Source organism: Nostoc sp. (genome assembly GCF_041747015.1).
Lineage (GTDB): Bacteria > Cyanobacteriota > Cyanobacteriia > Cyanobacteriales > Nostocaceae > Nostoc.
In genome coordinates this window covers 21,972-40,917 of record NZ_JBGTFY010000207.1, presented here as the reverse complement: position 1 = coordinate 40,917, position 18,946 = coordinate 21,972, and the positions used below count along the sequence as shown (strand labels likewise).

General features: G+C 41.6%; 16 protein-coding genes and 1 pseudogene. 9 read left to right on the top strand and 8 right to left on the bottom strand.

Features of this window, described 5'->3' with window-relative positions:
• The first annotated feature begins 155 nt into the window (after window positions 1–155).
• Window positions 156–410 carry a hypothetical protein gene (locus ACEW80_RS17250; protein ID WP_373527766.1) on the top strand — a complete coding sequence of 85 codons (255 nt, stop codon included), beginning with the start codon at window positions 156–158 and terminating at the stop codon, window positions 408–410.
• A gap of 190 nt (window positions 411–600) precedes the next feature.
• On the opposite strand, the gene ACEW80_RS17245 is transcribed toward ACEW80_RS17250, so the two are convergent.
• From ACEW80_RS17245 to ACEW80_RS17225, 5 genes are all read right to left on the bottom strand, one after another.
• Window positions 601–1,908 (bottom strand): CO2 hydration protein, encoded by a 1,308-nt coding sequence (locus ACEW80_RS17245; protein ID WP_373527765.1) that lies wholly within the window; start codon window positions 1,906–1,908, stop codon window positions 601–603.
• A 98-nt stretch (window positions 1,909–2,006) separates the two neighbouring features.
• The gene (locus ACEW80_RS17240; RefSeq protein WP_373527764.1) at window positions 2,007–3,503 is read right to left on the bottom strand and encodes an NADH-quinone oxidoreductase subunit M; all 1,497 of its coding nucleotides are present in this window, start codon (window positions 3,501–3,503) and stop codon (window positions 2,007–2,009) included.
• 72 nt (window positions 3,504–3,575) lie between these two features.
• Window positions 3,576–4,289 (bottom strand): carbonic anhydrase, encoded by a 714-nt coding sequence (locus ACEW80_RS17235; RefSeq protein WP_373527763.1) that lies wholly within the window; start codon window positions 4,287–4,289, stop codon window positions 3,576–3,578.
• A 52-nt stretch (window positions 4,290–4,341) separates the two neighbouring features.
• The gene (locus tag ACEW80_RS17230) at window positions 4,342–6,219 is read right to left on the bottom strand and encodes an NAD(P)H-quinone oxidoreductase subunit F (RefSeq protein ID WP_373527762.1); all 1,878 of its coding nucleotides are present in this window, start codon (window positions 6,217–6,219) and stop codon (window positions 4,342–4,344) included.
• 367 nt (window positions 6,220–6,586) lie between these two features.
• Window positions 6,587–6,772 (bottom strand): hypothetical protein, encoded by a 186-nt coding sequence (locus ACEW80_RS17225; protein ID WP_373527761.1) that lies wholly within the window; start codon window positions 6,770–6,772, stop codon window positions 6,587–6,589.
• Between the two features lie 346 nt (window positions 6,773–7,118).
• Between ACEW80_RS17225 and ACEW80_RS17220 the strand changes: the two genes are divergently transcribed.
• From ACEW80_RS17220 to ACEW80_RS17200, 5 genes are all read left to right on the top strand, one after another.
• Entirely contained in the window at window positions 7,119–7,301 is a 183-nt protein-coding gene (locus ACEW80_RS17220; RefSeq protein ID WP_373527760.1) for a hypothetical protein, read from the top strand.
• Window positions 7,302–7,376: 75 nt separating this feature from the next.
• The gene (locus ACEW80_RS17215; protein ID WP_373527759.1) at window positions 7,377–9,512 is read left to right on the top strand and encodes a pentapeptide repeat-containing protein; all 2,136 of its coding nucleotides are present in this window, start codon (window positions 7,377–7,379) and stop codon (window positions 9,510–9,512) included.
• A gap of 321 nt (window positions 9,513–9,833) precedes the next feature.
• Window positions 9,834–11,381 (top strand): FAD-binding oxidoreductase, encoded by a 1,548-nt coding sequence (locus ACEW80_RS17210; protein WP_373527758.1) that lies wholly within the window; start codon window positions 9,834–9,836, stop codon window positions 11,379–11,381.
• 22 nt (window positions 11,382–11,403) lie between these two features.
• A complete protein-coding gene (locus ACEW80_RS17205; RefSeq protein ID WP_373527757.1) occupies window positions 11,404–12,108 on the top strand; it encodes an actin-binding WH2 domain-containing protein in 705 nt (234 codons plus the stop codon).
• A 42-nt stretch (window positions 12,109–12,150) separates the two neighbouring features.
• A complete protein-coding gene (locus ACEW80_RS17200; RefSeq protein WP_373527756.1) occupies window positions 12,151–12,858 on the top strand; it encodes an actin-binding WH2 domain-containing protein in 708 nt (235 codons plus the stop codon).
• Between the two features lie 225 nt (window positions 12,859–13,083).
• On the opposite strand, the gene ACEW80_RS17195 is transcribed toward ACEW80_RS17200, so the two are convergent.
• Window positions 13,084–14,682: a B12-binding domain-containing radical SAM protein gene (locus ACEW80_RS17195; protein ID WP_373527755.1), complete on the bottom strand. Its 1,599-nt coding sequence runs from the start codon at window positions 14,680–14,682 to the stop codon at window positions 13,084–13,086.
• A gap of 465 nt (window positions 14,683–15,147) precedes the next feature.
• Here ACEW80_RS17195 and ACEW80_RS17190 point away from each other — a divergent pair, with 465 nt between their 5' ends.
• A complete protein-coding gene (locus ACEW80_RS17190) occupies window positions 15,148–15,399 on the top strand; it encodes a hypothetical protein (protein WP_373527754.1) in 252 nt (83 codons plus the stop codon).
• A gap of 5 nt (window positions 15,400–15,404) precedes the next feature.
• On the opposite strand, the gene ACEW80_RS17185 is transcribed toward ACEW80_RS17190, so the two are convergent.
• Window positions 15,405–16,388, bottom strand: a complete 984-nt coding sequence (locus ACEW80_RS17185) for a CHAD domain-containing protein (protein ID WP_373527753.1) — start codon at window positions 16,386–16,388, stop codon at window positions 15,405–15,407.
• A gap of 277 nt (window positions 16,389–16,665) precedes the next feature.
• Between ACEW80_RS17185 and ACEW80_RS17180 the strand changes: the two genes are divergently transcribed.
• Complete coding sequence (locus ACEW80_RS17180) at window positions 16,666–17,739, top strand: DUF3616 domain-containing protein (RefSeq protein ID WP_373527752.1); 1,074 nt, start codon at window positions 16,666–16,668, stop codon at window positions 17,737–17,739.
• Window positions 17,726–17,998, top strand: a pseudogene (locus ACEW80_RS17175) (ferritin-like domain-containing protein); the annotation flags it as partial. The gene ACEW80_RS17180 and the pseudogene ACEW80_RS17175, both read left to right, overlap by 14 nt.
• Before the next feature lie 20 nt (window positions 17,999–18,018).
• On the opposite strand, the gene ACEW80_RS17170 reads toward ACEW80_RS17175, so the two are convergent.
• Window positions 18,019–18,840 carry an alpha/beta fold hydrolase gene (locus ACEW80_RS17170; RefSeq protein WP_373527751.1) on the bottom strand — a complete coding sequence of 274 codons (822 nt, stop codon included), beginning with the start codon at window positions 18,838–18,840 and terminating at the stop codon, window positions 18,019–18,021.
• Window positions 18,841–18,946 lie beyond the last annotated feature (106 nt).

Here is an 18,946-nt window from a genome sequence, read left to right as displayed (position 1 = left end):
GAAGAGGCATGGCAGGCATTTACTCAAGACACCGAAGCCACCGTCCTGCGGCAAAAAATAGAAAGTGTTGGTAAGGAAATCTCACAGGACGTACATTCTTATAAGGTGTACAGAAGTATTGAGCCTGCAAAAATATAGCTGATAGGGCTGATCCAGTGCTAAGCGCGTCTACACTTCCCATGAGTGGCATAGTCCTTAGCAAAAGCTGGGATCAGACTAACAGTAGGTTCCGACGCACAGTAGTAATGGGACAGGTTGGCTTGTCGTTCTATCAAGTCAAAGCAGCTTTGATTCAGATGGTGTTGGAACTTGGCTACACGGTTGAGGTAAGGGAAGGATCTCACGAGCAGATATTCCCACTGTTGGGAACTGGTAAGATTGATTTGCCAGGGCAAACGCATCTTAATTAGTCTTGACAAAAACCTTAATTAGTGTATTAACGGCAGAACAAGAATTTATTGTTTGATTGGTTTTTCAGGGGTTAAGGCATCGCTTAAAATCTTGTCAATAAGCGGGAATTAATGCGATTATTTTGAGATTTATTGACATTGAGAGTTTCTTGTTGACAAGATGCGTTTGCCCTGGCACTTGGGGAATATCTTATCTATAATCTTGCTTTTGAATACTCCCCAAACGAGCAGCATCACGAATGTTATATTCAGGACGAGTAAAGCGATTTAGCTGCATTTCAAAAAAATCTCGATTGGCTTGTAAATGTTTGGGATTTTGGTCATCTAAAGGATATAAAAGAGCAGTTCGTAAGGCTTGAATCACCGCAGAAGTTACACAGTACATTGAGCGTTGAAAACTAACACCCAATTGAATCAACATATCTTCTTCACCCCGGCAATGTTGGCTGTAGTAATCAATAAGATAAGGGGGCAAAAAATGCAACATATCTTGCATTAACAAAGTGGGAGGAATGCCAGCCGTACCCACTGGAAATACATCAGCGTAAAGAATGCCATAGTGAAAGTCTTTCTGGTCTTCTGGTACTTGACGCGCTTGAGCATTATAAGATTTTGTTCCTCGGAAGGGTGCAGTGCGGTAGAAAACAGCTTCTACATAAGGTAATGCGGCTTCATATAGCCATGTGAAACCCTTGGATTTGGAGACAATTTCGTAACATTCGCCACGAATATAAACGTGATGGTAAATGGGACGACCTGCGATCGCAAATATACCATTAACTAAGAAACTCATCGCCTCTGGGACGCTGGTAATCGTGCCTTCGTCATAGCGGTCAGACATTTCAAAGAATACCGGGGCCATGACTTCCCAGAATAAGCCCAGATTAGCGTAGTATGACATCTGGCGGCACTGTTCTAAAAACATATCGGGGAACAGCTTGTAAAGTCCCAGCATTACGGGGTTGCGTTGGAAGTAAGCTTTAATTGCCCGGTCGGCGTTGGCTTTGTATTCTTCTGAATCTAGGTAAGGGTCAAATTGCCCACCCATCCCTCTGTGCCACAACATCGCCCGCATACAAGCTTCAGCAAATTCCATGTTAATGCGATCGTGGAACAAGTGGTGCAACAATTTCGGCATTTTAAAAGTTTCACCCTTCTCGATAAATGCCAAAAGTTCTGGATGGGCTGTAGCTTCGCCGCGCCAAATTCGTAAATCGGCATCATCGCCAGCATAATGATTATGCAATTCTAAATACTCTTTAGGTAAGAAGTATTTAAAGAAGGGTAACGGGTTTAAAAATTCGCGTTCGGCAATATAAAGCAGGTCACGCCAATAAAAATCCATTGGTACAGCATAAGCTTTGTATAAACCGATAATTTGCATCAAGTTTTCTGGAGTATCAGGTAACATTGCGCCACCTGCTTCTAGACGGTGAATTACTTCAGCAAATTCATGATTTGAAGGAGGTAATTTAATTGCTGTTTTAATTGCTGTCATGGTAATTAGAAATGGGTAGAGACGCGATAACTCGCGTCTGGGGGATAGATTTTGAGACGCGATAAATCGCCGTCTCTACAAGTGTTTCGGTCTATTTTCTATTTCAGCGCTACTTCAGAGATTACGTTTTTTTCCAAGGAGGGAATTGCAGCCACCATTGTTGTAGTTGTAGATTCACTCCAACGCACTAACCAAACGGGTTGTACTCCTAAAAAGATGATAAAAGCTGCCAAAATTAAAGCTGGCATTTTTTCAGACCATAGGACTTTGGGATAGTAGGCTAAATTATCGAGTCTGCCAAAACAAGTACGGTTGAGGAGGATGACAAAATAAACTGCGGTTAAACCACTAGCTACTACACACAAAATTGTTGAGATAGGAAAGACAGAGAAACTACCTTGAAAAACGATAAATTCGGCGATGAATCCTGTTAAACCGGGAATACCTGCACTAGCCATACCACCTAAAACCAGTAGGGCACTAATTAGAGGTAAACCGCGTATGGGACTCATTAAGCCATTGAGTTTATCTAACTCACGAGTGCCGACTTTAGCTTCTACAACTCCTACCAAGTGGAAGAGAATCGCCAAAATGATGCCGTGGCTAAACATTTGGGCGACTGCACCAACGAGTGCTAAAGGAGTACTGGCGGCACTAGCTAGCAATACGTAGCCCATGTGGCCGATAGAACTGTATGCTACCATGCGCTTGATATCTTTTTGAGCGATCGCAATTACAGCCCCATAGAGGGCGGTGATTGCTCCCCAAATTGCCAAAGTCGGAGCAATAATACTCCAAGCATGGGGAAACATACCCAAGCCAAATCGCAACAGTCCATAGGTTCCCAACTTTGCCAACACACCACCGAGAAGAATGGCAATTGGTGCTGAAGCTTCAACATAAGCATCCGGTAGCCAAGTATGAAAGGGAACTAAGGGAATTTTTATCCCAAAACCTAATACTATCCCTGCTAGTAAAAGGATTTGTTTTGCTGTTGACAAGTTTTCTGTAGAGACTGCATCAAAAGCAAAATTGGTAGAACCACTCAGCCACACCATACCCAAGAATGTTGCCAGAATTAATGCTCCCGAAACAGCAGTATAAATCAGGAACTTCATCCCAGCATAAGCTCGTTTTTCCCCTCCCCAAATGGAAATTAGTAAATAAAAGGGGATTAATTCTAGTTCGTAAAATAGGAAGAATAGCAGCAAATTCTCTGCTAGAAAAGCACCTGCTACCCCACCACTAACTAATAAAATCATCGAGTAAAACAGCCGGGGGCGTTCAGTTTGGCTACTGCTGCTGTAGATAGCAATCCAAGTTAGCAGGCTATTTAATACCACCATCAATATAGAAAGCCCATCAGCCCCTAATTGATAACTCAAACCGAGAGTTTCATTCCAGGGAAGATATTCTTGAAATTGCATCCCAGGATTGCTGATATCAAATTTCATCAGGATAAAAAGGTTCCAGACAAAAACTATCCCAGAAAACCATAATGCTGTTAAACGAATGCGATTCTTAGGAAGACTTACAGGTAATAATACTATGAAAATAGCGGCAAAAATCGGCAGCCAAATCAAAACACTTAACATGGTAATTTTGTCCTTTGTGCTTTATCCTTGTTCCTCGTTCCTAGTCTTCGACTGGGAACGAGATTTAAAAAGCTAGCCTACTCTACTGATTCTGCCAGTATCTAAATCATAGTAACCACCGGCTATTGTCAGTTTTTCTTCATCTATTAACTTAGATAAAACTGGCGATGATTTCAACTTTCTAACTTGCGACAAAATATTTGCTTTACAGGCATTTTCTAGCTTGTCTCCTGATTGATCTTTTGAGCTTTCTACACTTGGTTTAATCGCCTCAAGTAAACTACCAATTTGCCCTGGTACTTGAGCACCTTTGATTGCCGCATCTACCGCACCACATCTTTCATGTCCAACTACCATGATCACCTTAGAGCCTAACACTAAGCTGCCAAATTCTAGGCTACCAATTTCTTCTGGTGTAGCAATATTACCAGCTACGCGACAGACAAATAAATCTCCAAGTCCTTGGTCAAAGACAATCTCTGAAGGAACTCGTGAATCTGCACACCCTAAAATCGAAGCAAATGGTTTTTGACCTTTGGCTATTTCAACTAAACGTGAATAGGTTTGGTTGCCGTTGCGACGTTTTCTTTTCACGAATCTGTCATTACCATCTAGTAATTCTTGTAATGCTTTATCGGGGGTAATTTCATCTTCTGCTGGCGCTTTTTCGGCTGCAAGTAAGTTTGAGCCAAGCCCTGCTGTCACTACCCCTGTACCAATCGCACCTGCACCAAACTTGAGTAAACTTCTTCTAGAAAGATTTAACTGGGTATGTTGTATGCTCATTGAATTATCCTTACAATATTAAACTGTCAGTTTGCACTAAAACGGTCACTAACTACCTGATTGTCGAGATTTGGAAAATCACATCTAAAAACTGCACTCCCCAAAATGGCCAAGTTACCCAGATTCCTAAAACGCTTACTCCTAAAAGAACAGTTAAGGTATAAAACTGGGGTTGTCCAGAAGTGCTATATTTGAGAGTCTCGCCACCTAATAGGGAAAATAAACCAACTAAATTAACGATGCCATCAACCACAAAGCGGTCAATCATATCGGCAAGTTGGGAAATTTTGGCAACGCTGAAAATAATGGTCATCCGATACAGTTTGGGAGTGTAAAAGTCGTATGCAAATAAGTCTTGCAAACCTTTCCAAGGTAGGCGAATCGGTTTAGGAATATTGCCTAAATAAATCACGCCAGTAATGCTGCAACCAAAAATACTCGACCAAATTAACAGTAGTACGACATCTTTATTTAGAGTTGCCCAATCGGGTAAAAGTGATAAGCTTTGTAACACTAACGGCAGATGCAGGGTAAAACCAAGTAAAATCATCATCGGTAAAATCATCGGCCAATGAGCTTCAGGCGATCGCTCACTCATCTGTTTAGGTTTACCACCAAAAATTAAACCAAATTCTCTGGTTAAACTCACGGCTGTCAAAGCATTTACCGTTATCACTATTCCCACTAACCAAGGTTGCGTTTCCCACAACCCATCGGCTAACTTTATCAGTGCCCAAAAGCTACCCAAGGGTGGAAAACCAATTAACCCTAAAGTCCCGACGATAAATGCTATTCCTGAAATCGGGCGGCGTGTCCACAGTCCGCCTAATTGGGTAACATCTTGGGTGATGCTATTCCAGATAATTCCCCCAGTACTCATGACTAATAGCGCTGCGGATATGGCATTGGTGAGTACTAACAACAGTGCTGCTTCGTTTTGCTGCACTCCGACAGCAATGAACACTAAGCCCATGTATGCACTGACAGAATAGGATTGACAGCGTTTAACGTCAATTTGGGCGATCGCAATTAAAGAAGCACCCACGGCTGTCACCGCACCAATTGCCACCATTGCAGAGGAAACTATGGGCGACAGGCTTAACACAGGTTGCAGTTTAATCAGCACCCACGCACCACTAGCGACTACTACCGAGTTCCGCAAAATTGTACTAGGAACCGGGCCTTCCATCGCTTCATCTAGCCATAGGTGCAGAGGAAATTGGGCGCATTTGCCCATCGGGCCAGCAATTAAAGCTAAACCCACAAGTGCCATTGTTGTCGGGTTAACATTTGCAGTAGTCGCCCACTCAGCTAGTTCTGGATAATTCCAAGTTCCAGCTAAAGGCCATAGTGCCAATACACCCATCAGCAAGAATAAGTCTCCCACCCGCTTGGTTAGAAAAGCATCTCTCGCACCCGTGACTACCAACGGCTGACTAAACCATAAGCCAACTAACAGGTAGGTTCCTAAAGTTAGGATTTCCAGAATTATATAACTGAAAAACAAGTTATTACATAAAGCAAGGGCGCATAATCCTGCTTCAAATAATCCCAACAAAGAATAGAAGCGTCCCCAACCCCAATCCATTTCCATGTAGCCGATCGCAAATATCTGCGCCAGGAAATTCAAGCCACTAATCACAACTAAAGCGCCGACACTAATCGAGGAAATTTCTAAAGCAATGGTGAGGTCTAAACCAGCCGTAGACAGCCAAGGAATAAACACTTGTTGGGGTGGCTGATTCCAAGTTGCTTGTAAAGCGATGGCACTATGCACAAACGCCAACAATGTCATGATCAAATTGACATAACCCGCCGGTCTTGGCCCTGTGTGACGAATGATCCCCGGCGACCAAGGCACGGCTAACAAGCCACCTATTAAGGCATAGCAAGGAACTAGCCAAACAGTCTCAAGTAGAAACTGAGCCATCAATTTACCTCTAGATTTTCATCAAAAATTCTGGGTTTTAAATTAACTTGCGTTGATCCCAGTTAACCCTGCGATGTCTACGACGCGCGTAGCTGCCGCAGATAATGTAAATTTGTCTTTGCTGATTTTTGTTACAAACAGCTTACCTTTATATCAAGCAAAATGGAATTACTTTACTAGATAAATTTGAGATTATTGCTCTAATTAATTCTTATGTAATCAACTATTCGAGCAACGAATAGTAACGATTAATTTTTATCTATACATTGAGTCAGGGATGAATCAATAGTTATCATTAGTTTTATCAATTGCTCTAAATGACAAGAGACGCAATTGATTGCGTCTCTACAAATCGACTAAATATAATCTATATTTGTGTGCTTTTGTCAACCTGCCAGCAAGAGATAGCAATGGCAGGTGGTGAGGCAACTTGGCTGATCGGGGCGGGTTTCATATCGCGGTAGTCTAGGAGTTGGACTAAGATCAGGTAGGCGATCGCTAAAATCACAGAAATCGCACCTGTAATCACGGCAACTATTTTTGAGCGGCTCATTAGTATTTCCTGTAATGCAAGTTATTGTGTTGTGCCTATATCTACATTAATACTTGAGAAACACAATACACACTTACCGATATACATCGCTACGATGGGCTATCAATAGTTTTCATGTATTTAAACCACATCTGTCGTAAGGGTTTAGCATTGCTCATACGTGTCAACTTAAGCTCAAACACTAGAATTTATCGTCGTTTTAGATCCCCCAACCCCCTTAAAAAGGGGGCACAAGATTCTAGTTCCCCCTTTTTTAAGGGGGGTTAGGGGGGATCGAAAAGCTGTGGTCTATTTACCTGAAAATAGCTGTAAGTCGCTTTTAGTATAAAAGTGCAAAAATCAGCTTTTGAACTTCAACGTTGACCTTTTGAACCTCAACGTTGACCTTCTGAGGCTCGACGTTGACCTTCTGAGGCTCGACGTTGACCTTCTGAGGCTCAATGTTGACCTTCCGAGGCTCGACGTTGACCTTCCGAGGCTCGACGTTGACCTTCCGAGGCTTGATGTTGACCTTCCGAGGCTCGACTAACAAATATATCTAACTATTCCTGAATTTACAGGGGTAAACGTGTAGTAAAATTTGCTCACCTTCGTAAAGTGCAACATGGCTTTAGACTTCTCCGGTCAAAATCTCCGAGGACGCAACTTCAAAGATAGACAAGACCTTGCGGGTGCAAACTTTAGCTATGCCGACATCCAAGGGGCAAACTTTACCAATGCTAATTTGAAAGGGGCAAACTTCACTGGAGTAAAAGCGGGACTACAATATCGGTGGGTAACGGGTTTGGCAATAAGCTCGTTAATACTTTCTACACTATTGGCATTCTTTGCTTCGTTAGCTGGTGTTCTTGGAGGAGGGACTCTAGTAGCAGTAAAAATTCCACATTTGTCATCCGTTGTGATTATTTTGATCACACTTTTAATTATCTCTATTATTACCAAACGACAGGGTTTAGCAGATGGTGGATTAGTTGCTTTGAGTTTGATTGTGATTGCAACAGCTGCTTGGCTTTGGTTGACAACTATACAAAGACCAAGATACATAACATACTCAATAACTCAAAGTGTGGCTTGGGTAGCTGTATCCATCGCCTGGGCAGCAGCAGGCACTATATTTGAAGCAACATTTAGTGCTGTGTGTGGTACTGCATTTAGTGCTGTGTTAGGCAAGATGCCTTGGGATAAGTCCAATGAGGAAAGTAGGAATGAATTTAGCGCTGTATTTGGAACTGTCTTTGGCGCAGCAATCATAATTGTTGCTTGGGCAAATATTGGAACCATATTTGTAAATAATAATTTTGGAAATTTGTTTGGAGCAATGGCAGTACTAATAATCGGAGGGACATTAGGTGTTGATATTAGTCTGCAAGCTTTAGCAAATGAGCAAAAGTATGCTTGGATTATTAAAAGAGCAATTTTCTTTGCTGCAATCAAAGGCACTAGCTTTTATGGCGCTGACTTAACCAACGCTGATTTTACCCAAGCTACTGTCAAAAGTACAGATTTCCAAAATGCTATCCTCACTTGTACGTGTTGGCATCAGGTAAAAATGCTTGATCTTGTTCGTCCTGGTTGGACTTATCTTCAAAATCCCCAAGTACGGCAATTATTAGTTACTAGACAAAGACAGGATAAAAACTTTGACCGTCAAAATCTGCGCGGTGTCAACTTACAAGCAGCTAACCTAGCCGATGCCAGCTTTATTGGTACTGATCTGAATGAAGCTAATTTACAAGATGCCAATTTATCAAGAGCAAAGTTAAAGCAAACGCAACTAGACGGCACAGATTTAACAGGTGCAACCCTCACCGGAGCCTACATCGAAGATTGGGGGATTACAAATACAACTAAATTACATGGGGTGAGGTGTGAATATGTCTTCATGCGCTTACCGACAAAAGAAGACCCCGATCCTCTCCGCAAACCAGATAATAAACAAGAGGTATTTGTAGACGGCGACTTTGCCGACTTTATCCAGCCAATTTTTGACACCCTCGACTTATACCATAATCAAGGCGTTGACCCTCGTGCGATCGCTATTGCCTTCAAAAACCTTACCGAAAACCATCCAGAAGCCGAGTTAGAAATCGTGGCAATGGAGAAACGCGGCGATGATAAAATCTTGCTCAGAGCCAAAACCGCCGCAGGTAGCGATAAATCTCAACTGAGTGGAGAATATTTTGATGACTATAATCAACTCAAAGTTTTATCGCAGAGTCAGCAATTATTGCTTATAGAAAAAGATAGTTATATTAGTGATTTAAAAAATATGATCACAACTGCACTCCAGCAGCCTAAATCTTATACACAAGGAAATACCATCATGTCAGATATCAGTGGCATCAATATTCAAGGCAGCAGTAATGTCAGCGGTATCGCTGGCGGTGGTTCTGTTGCTAATCTGGGAACCATCAGCGGTAATGTAAATATTGCCCTGAATCAGTTGCCTGATGCAACCGATGCCGAGAAACCCGGCATTAAAGAATTGTTGACGCAGTTGCACGAAGTAATTTCACAGTCCTCAGATTTGCCGGAAACAGACAAAGCTGATGCATTGTTACAGGTAGAAGCTTTAGCAGAAGCAGGTAAAAATCCTCAAGAATCGACTAAGCAAAAGACTGCAAAAAATGCAATCACCATGTTGAAAGGGCTATTTTCTGGTTTACCTGCGATCGCTTCGCTAGTTGAAGCGACTAATAAATTATTACCTGCGATCGCAAAACTATTCGGTTTGGGATAATTTAACGTGAGTTAGACAAACCTCTCCTAGCCTTAAATTAAAGCTCAATTCTCTCCCTTTCCGACTATACAAAAGTCGAATTACCCCCCTTAATCCCCCCTTGTAAAGGGGGGAAAAGAAATCTAGTTCCCTCCCCTTTACAAGGGGAGGGTTAGGGTGGGGTAAAACGCTGGTTAATCAACTATTTCAGACTTGTCTATACACCCTCTCCGACTCGGAGAGGGACGGTTTTACGTAGTTAAAACCAGGGAGAGGTCTTTTTATTCAGCTACTTTCTTCATTCTCAGGTAATTTTGGAATGTAGAGTTAAATTTTTCCAAAATGTCTTTAACTGAAGAAATTCTTTCCCAATTACCCGGCGATGTTTTAGGAGGGTTGCGTCAAAGCGATCGCATTTTATCATCTCTGCGCGAAAACACCGCACCTATCCCAACGTTAGTTAAAGAAAATCAACAGCCTTTAGGTGTCGTAGACTTCGATGTAATTATCTGCGGTGGCACTTTGGGCATTTTAATTGGTTGCGCCTTAGCTGTGAAGGGGCTACGGGTGGCGTTGATGGAACGGGGAATTTTGCGGGGGAGAGAACAAGAGTGGAATATTTCGCGTAAAGAATTAGATGTGTTTGTGGAATTGAAGTTGCTAACAGAAGAGGAATTATTAAGTGCGATCGCCACTAAATATAACCCAGCGCGAGTTAGTTTTAATGGTGGTACACAAGTTTGGGTAGAGGATGTCTTGAATATCGGCGTAGATCCAGTTTATCTACTGGCTACCTTGAAAAACCGATTTCTCGCCACAGGTGGAAAGTTGTTAGAAAACACACCCTTTACTGAAGCGATGGTTCATCCAGATGGGGTGATGGTAAATAACCAATTCAAAACTCGGTTATTAATCGACGCAATGGGACATCTTTCACCCATTACCCAACAAGCACGCCAAGGCAAAAAACCAGACGCGCTGTGCTTAGTTGTGGGAAGTTGCGCCCAAGGTTTTCCGGAAAATAACTCAGGCGACTTGTTGTTATCATTTACATCTTTGCAGAATCAATGCCAGTACTTCTGGGAAGCGTTTCCAGCCAGGGATGGCAGAACCACTTACTTGTTTACTTACATGGATGCACATCCTCAACGCTTGAGTTTAGAAGCTCTGTTTGATGAATACCTGCGTCTTTTACCAGAATATCAGGGAGTGGAATTGAGCAAATTGAAATTTCAGCGATCGCTATTTGGCTTCTTTCCCACCTATCGCCAAAGTCCCCTAAAAACCCCTTGGAATCGCATTCTACCAGTGGGTGATAGCAGTGGTAATCAATCTCCCTTAAGTTTTGGTGGTTTTGGAGCAATGGTGCGTCATTTGAAGCGTTTAACTTATGGCATTTACGAAGCGCTAGAAACAGAACAATTATCTGCAAAAGCGATGGTATTGCTGCAACCCTATCAGCCCAGTTTGACTGTTACCTGGTTGTTTCAAAGGGCGATGAGTGTTGGTGTAAATCAGAAAATTGCTCCAGATCAAATTAACCAACTACTCTCGGCAGTATTTCAGGAAATGCAACAGTTGGGTACCCCAGTGCTAAAACCATTTTTACAGGATATAGTACAGTTTTCGGCACTAACGCAAACATTGTTAAAAACTGGTTTATCTCATCCGATATTAGTTGCTAAGATAATTCCGCAAGTAGGTTTAGGAAGTTTGTTAGATTGGATGGTGCATTACAGTAATTTAGGTGTATATACTGCCTTGTTTTGGTTGAGTCCAATGCTAGAAACATGGATTAAGAATCAACCAAATGAACAACAATATTACTGGCATCGTTTGATTGATGCTTGGAAGTATGGTTCTGGCGGTGATTACTCAGATGAAACTTAAATAATATCTGTGTGAGGATAACATGATTGAACGGAAATCTGTAGGAATCAAATACTTTGCAGTACTGATTGGTTTTCTGCGCGATCGCCCAGGTTTTCTAGAAGAAGTTCGTCAAGGTACACGATTACCAACTAAAATCATTTCTCTGCTAGTTTGTAGTTCCTTATTTCTCGCTGCTTATGGCGCAATCATTGGGGCATATCATAGCTGGATGCAAGCTTTATCTTCTGCCATTAAACTCCCAGCCCTTTATTTAATCACACTTTTGATTTGTATCCCGACGTTGTTTTTTGCTAACATTATTTTTGGTTCAAAACGCACTTTTGGACAGCATCTAGCATTAGTATTAACTGCGGTTTCAATCACCAGTGTACTTTTATTTAGCTTTGCACCAATTACACTGTTTTTCTTGATTACTACTAATAATTACCAATTTTTAATTCTGTTAAATGTATTTGTCTTTGCCTTGACTGGATTTATTGGTGTTTCGTCTTTATATCAAGCTACGAGTTTAGTTTTAGAACAAGATAACGAAGGTAGCAAGACACGCCAGAAGATTTTACAATTTTGGCTATTTCTCTACGCTTTCGTAGGCAGTCAGTTAGGATGGACTCTCAGACCATTTTTTGGCACACCTGGTTCTGTCTTTGAATTGTTCCGCGAAAGAGAAGGCAATTTCTATTTAAGTGTCATTAAATCTATTGGCTATCTCTTGGGAATTCGTTAATTAGTAATTAGTAATTCAACAAAATATCCAACACATAAAATTATGCTGAAAAAGCAAAATGTCGGGATTCAACAATTTGGTGTTTTGGTTAACTTATTGCGCGATCGCCAGTCATTTTTAGAAGAAATTCGTCAGGGAATAAGATTACAAAATAAAATCAGTTCTCTATTCGTAACTAGTTCTATTTTCTTTGCCCTCTACGGCGCGATTATCGGTGCAGCCCACAGTTGGGCACAAGCATTATCCGGTGCTATCAAACTTCCAGCATTTTATTTATTAACACTGATCATTTGTTTCCCAACGTTGTTCTTTTTTAATGTTTTGTTTGGTTCCCGGAGCAGTATTCAACAACATTTTGTTGTGTTGCTCACATCTGTATCGGTAATTAGTGTGCTTTTATTCAGCTTGGCACCAGTTACGCTATTTTTTCTCATTACTACACCCGACTCTTATCAATTTTTTAAACTGTTGAATGTATTAATTTTTGGCATCACAGGCATCTTTGGTGTTAAATTCCTTTATGAAGGAATGCAATTACTTTCTCAACAAGATGAAGTGGGCAAAAAAACTCGTACCACTATTTTAAGATCCTGGTTATTGCTTTATGCCTTTGTTGGTATGCAATTAGGATGGTTTCTCAGACCGTTTTTTGGTGCCCCTGACTCCAAATTTGAGTTGTTCCGGGCAGTAAAAGGCAACTTTTATCTGGATATTGTCACGGCAATTTCCGAAATTTTGGGTTTTCGTTAATTTCAGATTGCAAAACACATAGATAGCGCAATACGCTTGGGTTCGTGCCAAAAACTTTAAACTGCGTAGGTTGGGTTGAGGAACAAAACCCAACATTTCCCAGGCTTTGTTAGGTTGCGCTTTGCTTAACCCAAGCGTATTGATATATAGTAATCCTAAATCATTCGTGAACAACAAGAACCCCGACTTCTCTAAGAAGTCGGGGTTCTGAGTCTTGTGAACTATTTATTTAGAGCTTCCTGACACTTCCATAATTTGTGCTTCAGGTTTTACCCTGGCTTGTGCCTCTAAAAATTCAGCTACTTGAGCTTCAATTTCATCCCGGACAATTTGGCGATATTCCACGAAATGCTCAATTTGGGCACAAACGGCTAAGTAGCTACTCACCCCACCCCGATTATGCTGATACATATTCCATAAGTTGCGCCAGAATTGCCAGCGCGTCTGACGACGTACACCCTGCCGCCAGCAAATGATCATCAACGCCCGGAGTACTTTCCAGTTCAATGGTTTCTTAGCACCTTTGCCCTTTTTTGGGTAAGTTGCTTCGCCCAAAAGACGGAAGTGTTTATATGTACGCTCCAAAAACCGCTCTGGTTCATACAAATCCCAGAACGCCTGCACATATTCTTGAGCAATGTCTTCTAACGGTCGAGTTGGTACAAAGTTCATCAACGTGGTTTGGTTGATGTTGGCAGATTTGCTCTGGAGTCGTCCTTCCTTTTCTAATCTATGCCAGAGGGCTGTATCTGGAAGCGCTTGCAGCATACTAAATAAGGCTGTGGGAATTGCTGTTTGCTCGACAAATTTCACAATTCGCCCGCCTGCTCCGGCTTTTTCACCATCAAACCCAATGATAAAGCCTGCCATGACTCGCAACCCTGAGCGGGTAATCTTATGCACCGCTTCCGTGAGTGAGTCTCGTGTGTTTTGGTATTTCTGAGTAAAGGCGAGACTTTCTTCGTCGGGGGTTTCAATTCCCAGAAAAACGGCTCCAAAATTACACGTTACCATCAAATCCATCAGTTCTTGATCTTGGGCTAAATCAACTGAAGCCTCTGTGGCAAAGGAAAAAGGATAGTTATGTTCCACCATCCAGGGTACAAGGGACTTCAAAAATAATTTGACATTCCGCTTATTGCCGATGAAGTTGTCATCCACCATAAAAATACTGCGTCGCCAACCCAGTTTATACAAATAATCAAGTTCTGCTAATAGTTGATCTGGGTTTTTGGTACGGGGTTTGCGACCGTAAAGCACAATAATGTCGCAGAATTCACACTGAAAAGGACATCCACGGGAAAATTGCACCGACATCTCCGCATAGGCATCAAATTCTAGCAGATCAAAGCGAGGAATCGGAGTATTGCTAACATCTGGTTTTTCACCGTCAGAGCGAAATATGCCTGTGCGATCGCCGCGTGCGATCGCTGCTACAAATAAGGGTAGGGTAATTTCTCCTTCGTCTAATATCAAATAGTCGGCTCCGACGGATGTCATTTCACCCGGTAGCGCTGTCGGGAAGGGGCCACCCACAGCGACACGTTTACCTCTCTGCTTTGCCTCCAATATCTGAGAAAGCAAATCCTCTTTCTGCACAATCATCGCCGACATAATAACCAAATCTGCCCAAGCCCATTCTGCTTCCGTACAGAGGCGAACATTTCTATCTACCAGCTTGAACTGCCATTCTTGGGGTAAAATCGCGGCTACAGTCACCAAGCCTAAAGGCGGTAGCATAGCTTTCCGGTCTAATAAAGCCAGTGTTTTTTCAAACGACCAAAAACTTTTTGGAAAACGGGGGTATAGAAGTAAAACATTCATATTTGATGCTTATAAAGTTTGATTTTAGGTGCTGGTTGAGTTCATGTAAAGCTGAATCAACCTGACAACAGATTAAAGAAGCTTCTTTATCCAGTACTTGTAACATCTATTGTGACTTATTTGGCAAATTGGCAACTCTGAGAAAATTAACTGTGTTACTTTCAATACTATACAAGGTGTATTTGCACTTTCAAGCTATTTTAGACGGGCTGCAACCCGTCTTTATTTATCACCAGCCTCGTCAATCTCGTTTCCAAGTCTAAGAAGGAAATGCACTTCAAAGCAGCTCTGACGCGAATTTGGCAAGGCGGAGCCAAACCAAGAGTAACTTTTAACGGAGCGCGGAAGTCCCCATCTTCTCTGCGAGACGCTACGCGAACAAGGTACTCCTAAGATGGGGATTGTGAGCGGGTGATAAGGATTACATCTAGAATTGATTTTTTACACAGTAAAAACAAATTCTGGATGTATGACGAATCGCCATCGCCCTTGGCGTCTCCCCTTCTCCCAAAGGGAGAGGCTAGCGCCAAGGGAGAAGAGAAAGATTTGGGTCTTGTCTTGAAAAGTTCTGCGCCCGGAAACCAGGACGCACAGACTTTTCGCTGGGAACCAGGACTCCTGCCCTTGGAGGGAATGTCAGACCAAAAAAACTATGGAGTAATTGATGCTATTGCCGATGAATTGGGAAGCTCAGACAACAGAGGTAGGCAAGTCTGAGTAGTTCACCCTATTACTCCTGAAAGCGGGTGCAGTATTGTTAAATGAAAACTATGCCTGGTTTCAGTTTTCAGATACCGTTCTTGCAAGGGTTGCCACTGCTGCCACGACTGGTAACGATTTTCGGTTAGCAAATTAGCAAGGGTGGGCATCTGAGCCTGAATTTCTGACTTAAAGATATCTGCAAGCCACTCAGCCAAAACCACACTATCTTGCATTGTACCCAAAATTTCTTGGATAGTTTTCACTTCTGTAAGATAAGCTGCGTAAGACTCGCCATATAGATCAGTAAATAACTCCATCTGGTAGCGTATACGTTTAGCTTCTTTTCGCAAACTATGAAGAATTTTGCCTTCTATGATCAATTGTTGTTCTATCTTTTCTAGTTCCCAGTTTTTCTGGATTTTAACTTCGGAGTCCACAAATTGAGTGCCAACTAGCCAACCCGGATGCAGTAAGAAGTTACTAACTTCTGGTAACAGTAAGTCTGGTAGCACTTGTTGAATGGTAAAAGATGCGAAGGGTTGATAATTGGGTTTATCTAACCACTTATCCAATGCGTCTTTTAGAGACTTATAAGATTCATTCTTTAACGTTTTCTGTACACTCGATAGTACATCTTCACGTTGTTTAGCCAAAGCTGTGAAAGCTGTTTGCAGAGATTCCTGCTCTTTGCGGGGTAAATTTGGTTTGTAATTGTTTTCCAAACTTTCTTTAAGTACGTCTAAATCTCGTAGACTACCAAGACGACGGGCTATTTTACCGATATTTTTATCGCTGACTGGTTTGGATACATCCACCGCTAGCCCAAACCGAGTTACAGCCGTGCGTAGGCGACGCATTCCCACTCGCATTTGGTGCAACGCTTCTGGATCTTCATCTTTCTTCACTGATTTTTCCCACTTCAAGGTTTTCTTAAAGTGTTTTTGAATCGCTTGGTAGGCGTAGTCTCCTAGAGTTTTTACAGTGGGTTGTGTGGCTAATTTCATAATTGATCTTAATGACTACCTAATCAGGTTATTGCATAATAACATTAGTTAAAAAGTTGCATCCAGTTTTGATATTGTTTTATTCAATGAGGATTGTAAAGTATGCTTATAATTATTGACAGTTGATCATTTTCTATAAAGATGCCATATTTATCAAAGGTATTAACAGCAGATTCATTCTGACGATTTAATCTGAGCAAGAACTTGGTTATTAAATCTGAAAATATTATAATAACATAACTCATTAACATTTTTGTAAATATGGAGATGATTTAAAATGCCAAACTCACACTTGCTTAATCAAGTTTTATTGACTTTTGTAGATAATTTTAAACAACATAGAGAAGACTTATCAGCAGTGCTCCTAACACACCAAAAGTATTTATGGTTGGGGTCAGATGAAACCTCAACGATTGAACGTCTCTCTTTAGTTAATACTGATAAATTTACAGAACATGAAAAATTTCGGGTAGCAGAATTTATTAGTTTACCTGCACCAGAAGACGAAGAAATTGACATAGAAGGACTTGCTTACACTGATAATTACCTATGGTTTGTTGGTTCTCACAGTTACAAACGTAAAAAATCCAAACCCGATAAAACTGATGCAAACAATTTTAAAAGGCTGGCAAAAATTGAATCAGAACCCAACCGTTACCTTTTAGGACGGATTCCTCTGATAGATGGTAAGTTGTTCTCTTGTTGCCCACACCCCCAAAATTCAGATGTGCAGTTGAATGCCGCTAAACTAGAGTTAACGAATCAGGGTAATTTACTGATGACAGCTTTAGTAAATGATCCCCATTTAGGCTCGTTCATTAAGGCAGCAATTCCGGGAAAGGAGAATGGCTTTGATATTGAAGGAATAGGCATTTATCAAAACCGCATTTTTCTGGGTTTGCGTGGCCCTGTGTTGCAGGGTTGGGCTGTCGTACTGGAAATAGAGTTAGAAGATTCTAGCCCTGGACTATTGAAACTGAGGCAAATTGGGGAAGTGAAGGAGGTATATAAAAAGCATTTTATCTGGTTGAATGGTTTGGGAATTCGGGATTTGTATGTATATGGAAAAGACTTATTTATTTTAGCTGGCCCAACAATGGATTTAGATGGACCTGTGCAAATTTATCGCTGGATAAATGGTGTGAATTCACGAGAGAATGTCTTCAGCAATCCAGATTTTGTGCAAGATATTCCCTATGGAAATCGGGAAGATCACGCTGAGGGAATAACGATGTTTGAGGATATAGCTGGCATACCTTCGCTATTAGTAGTTTATGACTCTCCAGCAAAAACTAGGCTGGTGGGTGATGATAGTGTAATGGCGGATGTGTTTAAGCTGGGCTTTTCCTGATACAGGACTGTTGCGAATTGGACGTACACTCATCAAAACGCGATACCTTCGGTGAGCTTCGCTAACGCCAAACTATCAGCGTAACAACCTTATCCGTACCCTTCGCCGGATGATGGCTACCCTCAACTGGAACCCTTGGTCATTCACAAACAAAACAACCCTCCTCTTCACCTTCATCTATACAATGCATCGTCTATGGACTTGGAATAACATCCTGACACCAAAGTACTTGCAAAATTTATTTGGAACTACTCATTAATAAAAACAAAGGACAAATGACTAAAATCCAAAATTGGTATAAGCTGGCTTTAACTTCCGCAGAAAGTTAAGTATGGCTGAAACAACAGCATCGGGTGACTCAATCAAGAAGCCATGACCACCACCATCGAGGACTACAAGTTCAGCGTTGGGAATACCTTGAGCAAGTTGCTGAGAAAACTTTGGCGGGGTGAGAATGTCTTGTTTACCAACCAGAACTAAGGTAGGACAATGAATCTGTTGAAGACGGTTTGTTGTGTCACAGTCAAGCATGGCTCGGCTGTGATGATAAAGTGAATGAGTGGCAGGTGGGAAGGGATATCTAATTGCAAATTCGATCAGACCTTCGATCATCCCAGGAATCGAGTAGAAGGCATCTGTAAAGATCCAGGGTAATACAACTTTTTCATAAAGTTTCAGGTTTACATTACTAGGGAGATCGCCCCAAGTTTCAATGATGCTATTAAATAGTCCATCACCCTTTGCCAAAGATGAGAGTAGCATCAGACTTTGTACCTTTTCAGGGTGTGCTAATGCGAATTCTTGGGCTATCTGAGCACCCATTGAATGACCTGCTAGATGCACCTTATCGATCGCAATGTGATCGAGTAATGCTGCAATGTCACTAGCCATCTGCTTCAGATTATAAGGGGTTTCAGGGGCAGAACTTCTTCCCATGCCTCGGTTGTCTAAGCGAATGACTTGATACTGCGAAGTTAGTGATGGCATGATCAGCGACCAATAAGCATGATCGCAAAGGAAGCCAGCTATCAATAGCAAAGGCTCACCTGTTCCTTTAATGTCGTAAAACAAATCTATCCCGTTAATCTGAACTTTGGGCATAGTCAAGAGTGCTAAGTTAAAAATGCTGTTAGCGGTAGCAGAGCATTTAGCAAATGCTGAGTATTTTTACTTGATTAAATACTTAATACTGAATTTGGTAAATAAT

What these genes read in the sequence shown, in the direction of transcription:
- ACEW80_RS17245 (WP_373527765.1), bottom strand. Translation starts at nt 1,908, where the DNA reads ATGACAGCAATTAAAACAGCAATTAAATTACCTCCTTCAAATCATGAA.
- ACEW80_RS17240 (WP_373527764.1), bottom strand. Translation starts at nt 3,503, where the DNA reads ATGTTAAGTGTTTTGATTTGGCTGCCGATTTTTGCCGCTATTTTCATA.
- ACEW80_RS17235 (WP_373527763.1), bottom strand. Translation starts at nt 4,289, where the DNA reads ATGAGCATACAACATACCCAGTTAAATCTTTCTAGAAGAAGTTTACTC.
- ACEW80_RS17230 (WP_373527762.1), bottom strand. Translation starts at nt 6,219, where the DNA reads ATGGCTCAGTTTCTACTTGAGACTGTTTGGCTAGTTCCTTGCTATGCC.
- ACEW80_RS17225 (WP_373527761.1), bottom strand. Translation starts at nt 6,772, where the DNA reads ATGAGCCGCTCAAAAATAGTTGCCGTGATTACAGGTGCGATTTCTGTG.
- ACEW80_RS17215 (WP_373527759.1), top strand. Translation starts at nt 7,377, where the DNA reads ATGGCTTTAGACTTCTCCGGTCAAAATCTCCGAGGACGCAACTTCAAA.
- ACEW80_RS17210 (WP_373527758.1), top strand. Translation starts at nt 9,834, where the DNA reads ATGTCTTTAACTGAAGAAATTCTTTCCCAATTACCCGGCGATGTTTTA.
- ACEW80_RS17205 (WP_373527757.1), top strand. Translation starts at nt 11,404, where the DNA reads ATGATTGAACGGAAATCTGTAGGAATCAAATACTTTGCAGTACTGATT.
- ACEW80_RS17200 (WP_373527756.1), top strand. Translation starts at nt 12,151, where the DNA reads ATGCTGAAAAAGCAAAATGTCGGGATTCAACAATTTGGTGTTTTGGTT.
- ACEW80_RS17195 (WP_373527755.1), bottom strand. Translation starts at nt 14,682, where the DNA reads ATGAATGTTTTACTTCTATACCCCCGTTTTCCAAAAAGTTTTTGGTCG.
- ACEW80_RS17190 (WP_373527754.1), top strand. Translation starts at nt 15,148, where the DNA reads ATGTATGACGAATCGCCATCGCCCTTGGCGTCTCCCCTTCTCCCAAAG.
- ACEW80_RS17185 (WP_373527753.1), bottom strand. Translation starts at nt 16,388, where the DNA reads ATGAAATTAGCCACACAACCCACTGTAAAAACTCTAGGAGACTACGCC.
- ACEW80_RS17180 (WP_373527752.1), top strand. Translation starts at nt 16,666, where the DNA reads ATGCCAAACTCACACTTGCTTAATCAAGTTTTATTGACTTTTGTAGAT.
- ACEW80_RS17170 (WP_373527751.1), bottom strand. Translation starts at nt 18,840, where the DNA reads ATGCCCAAAGTTCAGATTAACGGGATAGATTTGTTTTACGACATTAAA.